Here is a 2588-nt window from a genome sequence, read left to right as displayed (position 1 = left end):
CGTCATTCAGCCAATGGCTGGGTATCACTTGAACAATATGAACAACAATATTACCAAAACGAAAAAATGATAGAGGTGGGCACTGTCTAATATTTTGGCGAGGATCACCAACTGGGTAAAGCGTCCTATCTGGAGCATAATATCTGAAAGTATTGTAATATAAACTAGTTACTTGTCTAAATTCTATCCTTGATAATATGAATTATATTGTATCGGCTCATATACTATTTTCTGTATCATTATACTTCAAAACTAATAGCGGATTTTCTACAATAAGGTAGCAAAGAAATAAAAACTATGAATATTTAGATATGCGATCTTTTCTACATTTGTTAATTACTCTAATAATGAAAAAGCATGATGAAATTCTTCATTTTTTATCAAATCCTGTATCGTTTTATTTATTATTTTGTCATTTAAACTTTCAACAATAATCATATCTGATGCCCAAAAATATAAGCCATTACAACACTCTTTTGTTTCTTTATACTTATTTAAAATAGAAATTATATTTTCGATAGTGAAAAATGTTGCAGTATACCGCTTTCCATTGTCTAAAAAAACTTCAACATCAACATTATCATTTACCAGATTAAGATCTTGATCATATTTTAAAATTTTAATATTCAAAATACTTAAGCTCCTATACCAAATACTTTTAAAACTTCATTGATAACTGTTTGCTGGTTAGCCTTGTTAGATTTACCTAAACCTAATATTTCAATTATACTATCATTTATTTCTCTAAAATAAACATATGCCCCATATCGATCTCTAGCTTCAGAAATTCGTTGGTTCCAATACCTAGATTTTTATTATTTAAAAAGCTGTTCTATTAAATGATCGATACTTGATTAATGCGATTTTCCTGTAATCTCGACTTCTTTAACAAGATTATTACTTTCTTATTCGCGAATAAATTTTAAACAACTCAAACCCCACGATTCAAGCCACACACAATTCAACTAGATATGGCTGAGTAAATCTACCTATACCCAGATCATAATACCCTGAAAGTATTGTAATGTAAGCTGGTTTCCACTATCTAAATATCGTCCCTGATATCTGATTTTGTACAATTGATTCGTGTTCGATTTCCTGAATCCGTTTTATCCCAAAGTTGAAAGCTGCATTCCCTTTGCGGTCTATTTGATGTTTTTGATGCACCGAGCTAATAAAAATTTATTTCATCTTTATTTTTAATTCCATCTTTCATCTATATAGGGAGTTATACTTTCTATAATTAAAAACTTTGATTTACAGTAAAGTGGTAATTTGTTATGTTGAACTGTTATTTCAGAATAATCAGTAAAAGAATTGATGGTTGGTGAACAGAAAAAACCAATTTTTGAACCAGACATATTTAACTGAACTATCTCATTAAAAGTAATAATTAAATTTAATGCATTAAATTCAACTTTATCCCATTTTTTAGGGTAAATTTTGGGGATTTTCTTGCAATTTAAATGACATTTAAACTCTGAATAGCTGTCAAATGAAACACTATTCAATTCAATAGATTGAAAATTAAATTCGTTATTAAACATAAATTGAATTTTTTCTCTGCCTAATGCGTTTTCAAACCACATATCAATTCCTTTAGAGAAATTATGATGACCAGGAGTTCCAGAAACATAACCAGTATCCTGATTATTTGAAGGTCTAACATTATATTTGATTCAGTACCATGACTCTGTTCTGTTTTAGAGTACCCAAAACTACACTCTTGAATGAAGGTGGATTTTCTTTTTTTATCAATACATTCACTTTATTGCTGACCATTTCCAGCAATCATAATATTGCTATCTCGTAAAGATGACCGTGTAATGGTAATTGATTGGTATACCAACACCACGCTTACCTATCTAAATGCATCTCTTCGACTTTTACCATCATACGATGTTTTCTTATTTTTTAACCAAATAGATCAAACCAAATCAACCCATTAGGCACATAATGATACAGATTAACCTACCCCAACAGCTGAATCGAGATTATCAGGATAAAGCGTCCGCAGTTGAATATGTATTTATTTTATTTTTTCATTAAGAATATTAATAAACAAATTATATATATTCTGGCAAAAATTTGAATTTTCAATTGCTTCAGGTAACACGAGTACATAATAAAATACATTATCAAAATGCAAATTTATATCATAAGGTTCAAAATCAGAATCATTATCAAATTCAAATAGTGTAGCGATTCCATTCAACGTTGTATTTTTTGCCTCAACTCCAAAACAACCTTCACCATTAATATCCAAATTATAGCCATTCTCAAGGTGATAATCTTGCATTTCATCATTTTTATAGAAAAATAGAAATTCTTCATCTCGAAAACTATCTTGTTTATATTTATAATTAATAGACGCTATTTTTTTGATCAATGAAGAAAATACATCATCTATCAACTTATTAGTGTAAAAGCCATACATAACACCTGTCCATTCAGTCATATATTTATCTCCTAAACTGTTTGCATCCGGAAATGCAGTATTTAATATCATCTCGAAGCTTATTTGTAAATACCCCAAACTCAGTACACAACTCGCGTAGAAAATTAAACTGCTTGTTTTAGTGTTTTAT

The 2588-nt window shown here is 29.2% G+C and carries 3 protein-coding genes; all 3 read right to left on the bottom strand.

The annotated features are described in order from the left end of the window. Positions 1 to 336: 336 nt before the first annotated feature. Positions 337 to 630, bottom strand: a complete 294-nt coding sequence (locus tag B9N71_RS12070; RefSeq protein ID WP_085166087.1) for a hypothetical protein — start codon at positions 628 to 630, stop codon at positions 337 to 339. A gap of 569 nt (positions 631 to 1199) precedes the next feature. Then, positions 1200 to 1589, bottom strand: coding sequence for an Imm50 family immunity protein (locus B9N71_RS12065; protein WP_085166086.1), 390 nt, complete (start codon positions 1587 to 1589; stop codon positions 1200 to 1202). Positions 1590 to 2029: 440 nt separating this feature from the next. Continuing rightward, positions 2030 to 2458 (bottom strand): hypothetical protein, encoded by a 429-nt coding sequence (locus B9N71_RS12060; RefSeq protein ID WP_065609576.1) that lies wholly within the window; start codon positions 2456 to 2458, stop codon positions 2030 to 2032. Positions 2459 to 2588 lie beyond the last annotated feature (130 nt).

The organism is Gilliamella bombi (assembly GCF_900103255.1).
GTDB classification, from domain to species: Bacteria; Pseudomonadota; Gammaproteobacteria; order Enterobacterales; family Orbaceae; genus Gilliamella; species Gilliamella bombi.
This window is presented reverse-complemented; position numbering and strand designations above follow the sequence as displayed.

Excerpts from the sequence above, each read along its gene's own strand:
- B9N71_RS12065 (WP_085166086.1), bottom strand. The coding sequence starts at position 1,589 with ATGTGGTTTGAAAACGCATTAGGCAGAGAAAAAATTCAATTTATGTTT.
- B9N71_RS12060 (WP_065609576.1), bottom strand. The coding sequence starts at position 2,458 with ATGACTGAATGGACAGGTGTTATGTATGGCTTTTACACTAATAAGTTG.